The 916-nt window shown below is 59.8% G+C and carries 2 protein-coding genes; both read left to right on the plus strand.

Going from position 1 to position 916, the window contains the following annotated elements; genetic code table 11:
• The coding region (locus Q664_RS26310; protein WP_235216881.1) for a hypothetical protein at nt 1-486 on the plus strand (486 nt) is incomplete at its 5' end.
• 90 nt (nt 487-576) lie between these two features.
• A partial coding sequence (locus tag Q664_RS55150) for an ImmA/IrrE family metallo-endopeptidase (protein ID WP_160174504.1) occupies nt 577-916 on the plus strand: 340 nt, incomplete at its 3' end.

Consider the following 916-nt stretch of genomic DNA (forward strand, 5'->3'; position numbering starts at 1 on the left):
TGTGGCGGCCGTGCGGACGCCCATGGAGGATTCCTGATGTCGCCGAAGGCCAAGACGGACACGGAACTGTGGTGCGCGCTGGAAGGGCTCGACGATGACCTCCTAGACCCAGCTCTCCCCACAGACGTCGTTGCGGACGAACTTAGAAGGCTCGGGCTGGACCCAGTTGCTCTAGCGAAGATGGGCTCCGGGGTTGTCGCTCAGCTACAGGAACAGGAGCGATTATCCTGGCGAGCCAAGGCCTTGGAAAAGCGGGCTCGGCTTGAGGGTAGAGGTGCCCGGGTCACCGTGCCTGCTGGGATGAGTAAGGCTGCGATGTTGGCGCGCCTGGAGGAGCTTCGGTCTTCTCACCCCCGTATGGGCACAGCGGTTGTGGCTGCGTTCCGAAAACGAAAGCCCGAGGAGTCCACCGACGAGGAATTACGTGGCCTCCTCGAGGATATGGAACTCTTGCGAAGCATCGAGGATGACGAGGAGGAAGAGTAGGTCATGCCCCGACGCCCGGATCCGGCAGCGGTTGCAAGCGCACGAGCCCTGATCTCTACTCTGAGGATTCGGAAGCCCGCTGAGATTGAGGTGGAACTCATCGCTAATCACCTCAACGTCCTTGTGAAGCGTCGAGCGATTCAGCAAGAGGAGGGCCGGCTACTTCGCGCTGGAAATCACGGTGTCATTGTCGTTTCAGAAGCTGCCTTCAACTCCTCGAAATGGAGATTCGTGGTCGCGCACGAACTTGGACACTTCCTCCGGCACCCGGCATCCGACAATTTCAGCGTCTGCACCGACGGTAATCTCGGCGACTATGCATCGTCGGGGCGTGAGACCGAGGCGAACGACTTCGCCTCGGAATTGCTCATGCCCGAAAGTCTCTTCAAAAAGCTTTGCGACCGGAATAGGCCAAGCTTGCGCGACGTGG

The organism is Archangium violaceum Cb vi76 (genome assembly GCF_000733295.1).
GTDB classification, from domain to species: domain Bacteria; phylum Myxococcota; class Myxococcia; order Myxococcales; family Myxococcaceae; genus Archangium; species Archangium violaceum.